Origin of the sequence: Flectobacillus sp., assembly GCF_049240685.1 — a bacterium.
Lineage (GTDB): Bacteria > Bacteroidota > Bacteroidia > Cytophagales > Spirosomataceae > Flectobacillus.
In genome coordinates, this window is record NZ_JBMLSD010000072.1 from 1 (window position 1) to 3,973 (window position 3,973).

Annotated in this window: 4 protein-coding genes and 1 pseudogene; 3 read left to right on the forward strand and 2 right to left on the reverse strand. The window is 37.8% G+C overall.

What is annotated here, in order from left to right; translation table 11 throughout:
* From ACOVQ4_RS03430 to ACOVQ4_RS03440, 3 genes are all read left to right on the forward strand, one after another.
* Window positions 1–452 (forward strand): regulatory protein RecX (locus tag ACOVQ4_RS03430; protein ID WP_421819257.1); only part of this gene is annotated, 452 nt, incomplete at its 5' end.
* Window positions 453–761: 309 nt separating this feature from the next.
* Window positions 762–1,934 carry a pyridoxal phosphate-dependent aminotransferase gene (locus ACOVQ4_RS03435; RefSeq protein WP_421819258.1) on the forward strand — a complete coding sequence of 391 codons (1,173 nt, stop codon included), beginning with the start codon at window positions 762–764 and terminating at the stop codon, window positions 1,932–1,934.
* Between the two features lie 69 nt (window positions 1,935–2,003).
* Complete coding sequence (locus ACOVQ4_RS03440; RefSeq protein ID WP_166550631.1) at window positions 2,004–2,852, forward strand: prephenate dehydrogenase; 849 nt, start codon at window positions 2,004–2,006, stop codon at window positions 2,850–2,852.
* A 68-nt stretch (window positions 2,853–2,920) separates the two neighbouring features.
* Here ACOVQ4_RS03440 and ACOVQ4_RS03445 read toward each other — a convergent pair whose 3' ends face one another.
* Window positions 2,921–3,523, reverse strand: a complete 603-nt coding sequence (locus ACOVQ4_RS03445; protein WP_421819259.1) for a DUF4230 domain-containing protein — start codon at window positions 3,521–3,523, stop codon at window positions 2,921–2,923.
* 147 nt (window positions 3,524–3,670) lie between these two features.
* Window positions 3,671–3,973 (reverse strand): annotated as a pseudogene (locus ACOVQ4_RS03450) (glutamyl-tRNA reductase); the annotation flags it as partial.

The following is a 3,973-nucleotide window of genomic DNA, read 5'->3' on the forward strand; positions in this document are numbered from 1 at the left end:
TGAATAAAGAAATTCTAAAAAAAGCCGCAGGATTCTGTGCGTATCAGGAAAGAACCCACCGAGAAGTAAAAGAACGGCTCGACGAATGGGGCGTGTGGGGTGACGAAGCCGATGAGATAGTGGTTTGGCTTATTGAGAATAACTATCTCAACGAAGAGCGTTTTGCCAAAATCTTTGCAGGCTCAAAATTTAGAGTTAAAAAATGGGGCAGACTCAAAATCCGTCAAGAACTAAAAATGCGTGGCGTATCTGATTATTGCTTACAAATGGGCATGAAAGAAATCGACCCCGACGAGTATATTCAAACTTTGGAAGATGTTCTTAGCAAAAAAAGAAATGAGATTAAAGATACCAATCCATTAGTGGTCAAACAAAAGTTGCTTCGTTATGCTCTTAGCAAAGGATACGAACAGGATTTAATCTGGGATGCGCTAGGTCGAATCACACTTTAATGACTGTTGAAGCATATCTTTGGCTGTGAGATTTTTAGCTCTTTTCAACAAATTCTCTTTTTTTTTGTCAAATAATTTTTTTCAGACTACCTTTGAAGTCATGAACCAGTCAATCAACACATACCGTGCTTATTATTACTACGCTTTGCAGGCTTAGTCGGTTGTGTTATGACTTTAATTTGAAAAAATCAAAAAACTAATAATACACAAGCCGACTCAGTGAGTCGGCTTTTTTGTTAACCAATTATTCGATAGCCTTGATTATTTAGTAAAGAAAAATCTTGCTAAATAGTATGTCTTAGTAAAACAATGAACATAAAACCAGCATCCCGCATGAACTTGGTTCAGGAGTACTACTTCTCTACCAAACTTAAACAAATAGCAGATATGCGTGCATCAGGCATTGATGTACTCAATTTAGGTATTGGAAGTCCAGATTTGCCTCCGTCTGTCGAAACTATCGACGCCTTGACAGACAGCGCTGCACATCCCAAACACCACGCCTATCAAAGCTATGTGGGTATTCCTGCCTTGCGTGAAGGTTTTGCTCAGTTTTATCAAAAGTTTTACGGGGTAACGCTCAATCCAGTGAATGAAGTATTGCCTTTGATTGGGTCAAAAGAAGGTATTATGCACATTGCTATGGCCTATCTGGAAGCTGGCGATGAGGTATTAGTACCCAACCCAGGCTATCCGACTTACCGAGCAGCTTCGCTCCTAACAGGTGCAACGGTGGTAGATTATGACTTGGCAGAAGAAAATGGTTGGTTACCAGATTTGAATGCTTTGGCACAGAGAGATTTATCAAAAGTTAAACTGATGTGGGTAAATTATCCACACATGCCTACTGGCGCGCAAGCCAATACTGCGTTTTTCGAAAAACTCAGAGATTTCGCCATTGCACATAACATCCTGATTGTAAACGATAACCCATATAGTTTTATCCTAAATGATTCTCCACAAAGTATTTTGGCAGTTGAAGGCATGAAGGAAGTAGCGATTGAATTAAACTCTCTCTCAAAGTCGCATAATATGGCTGGATGGCGTATGGGAGTTTTAGTTGGAAATGCCGAATTAGTAAGTCATGTATTGAGGTTCAAGTCGAATATGGACTCTGGTATGTTTTTACCATTGCAAATGGCAGCAGTAAAAGCACTCCAAAATCCTCAATCTTGGTATGACTCTTTGAACGAGATTTATAGACAACGTCAGACTAAGGTATTTGAAATTATGAACTTGCTCGATTGCAAATACGATACCAAACAAATTGGTATGTTTGTATGGGCTAAGATTCCAGATTCTTACACCAATAGCTACGAGCTTTCAGACGAGATTTTACTTGGCTCGGCGGTATTTATTACCCCAGGAGGCATTTTCGGAACAGCTGGCGAAAGATATATTCGTATCTCGCTATGTGCCGAAATAACCCTTTTTGACCAAGCTATCCGACGTATTCGTCAATCAAAAGGAATCTGTTCTTAGGATAGCGGGCTAAGTTTTAAATATCTTTCAACATTTATCGGAAACGATAATCATCGAGCATTTACAAACATGAATATATCAGTAGTCGGACTTGGTCTTATTGGTGGGTCAATGGCCTTAAGTCTTAAAGAAAGTGGATTTGCGGATTCGGTTATTGGCGTAGATAATAAAACCGAACACGTTATCAAAGCCCTTGAACTCCAGTTGGTTGACCGTGTGGCTTTGCTCAACGACGCCATCAAACAATCAGACATTATTATTTTGGCTGTGCCTGTAGATGCTTTGGTAAAGCTTTTACCTGAAGTTTTGAATCATGTTTCTGAAAATCAGGTAGTCATAGAAGTAGGTTCCACCAAAAAACCTGCGGTAGATTCTGTCAGAAATCACCCTAATCGTGGGAATTTCATTGCTACTCACCCCATGGCTGGTACTGAGTTTTCGGGACCAGAAGCGGCTATCAGAAATTTGTTCGACAATAAAACTTGTGTGCTCTGTGATGTGCAAGATTCAAAGCCAGAGCTCGTGAAGATGATTGAAAAAATGTACACCGAGGGACTAAAAATGCGATTGACTTATCTTGACTCGGCTGCACATGATGTGCATACTGCCTATATCTCGCATATCTCGCATATTTGTTCTTTTGCCTTGGCCTCTACAGTTTTGCAGAAGGAAAAAGATGAAGAAAGTATCTTTAACTTAGCAAGTTCGGGTTTTGAGTCAACAGTACGTTTGGCAAAATCGAACCCTGATACTTGGATTCCGATTTTCAGACAAAATCAAGATAATATCATCGATGTACTTGACGAGTATATCAATACCTTATTGAAATTTAAAGGTTTGATGCTAGCCGATGGTTACGATAAATTCAAAGATTATTTGACTCAAGCCAACGATATCAAACGTATTTTGAATAAATAAAAGAAGAAGCTGATACATAAAGAAGGCGCAGTAGGATTATCCAATTGCGCCTTATTTATGTATCTGCTTTATTTTAATCTCCTTGGTGTATCCTTCATGGCATATTTAAGGACTACTTTTTTTCCAGAAACTTTTTCGATAAAAGGTTTCAACATCTGTTCGGCAGATTGTTTGGTTTGTTCCAAAATACCCATCGATTGAGCTGATTGTTGTACCTGCACTTCGGCTTTCTGGAAAGCTTCATCTACCAATTTTGCTTCATCCATAAAAGCATACTGCGTATCATATACCTTTGATTTGGAATGGTCTATTTTGTAATTACAAATCTCTGGTTCAGGCAAATGCACCACTACAGTATCTTTTAATTCCTGTAAATCTGCCACTTTGATTTTTGTTAAATCGATACAACCAGTGGCCTCACCAGTCACAATTAGCAAGACTTTGGCATCTGGTAAAAAATTCTTCTTGATTTTAGATTCTACTACATCCCTAAAATTATATTTTACCAGTTCGATTTTACCCATTGAAGTAATCTCTTGAAGTAAAATATTATGACTTACCTCTGGCGTTTCAGCATTGTCATTTTTCAAAAATTTATATTGTTCCCAAAGCCAAATTCCACCAGCAATAAGGAGAAACAGCAATAGCAAACGGATGATTGTTTTGAGCATATTCTTAAATTATTAATTGTGTATCGGTAAATGTAAATAGGGTATTCAACATTTTTACATTTATCAAGGTAACAAAAAAAGCCTACAAATAATTGTAGGCTTGAGGAATATTATCTTTAGTAAATGGTATTTCTTAGTCGTAAAAAATTAATGAGAATAAGATGATTCGTTTTGTTTTTCTAAATCAAAAATTTCGTTGATAACGTCTACCAATTGGTCAGCTTCGCCACGTTTACATGCTGCTTTGAGCTGAAGAACAGGAAGTTTAATGATTTTCTGAACAATTCCCATAGTGATTTTATCTAATTTCTCAGATTCTTCTGGAGAAAGGTTTTTCAAATGACGAGCAAGCTCTTCTTTACGGATTTGCTCTAGGGCATTTTTCAATTTATTGATAGTTGGAGATACCACCATTTCTTTTGACCAATCTTCAAAACCTGCTGTAGCTTC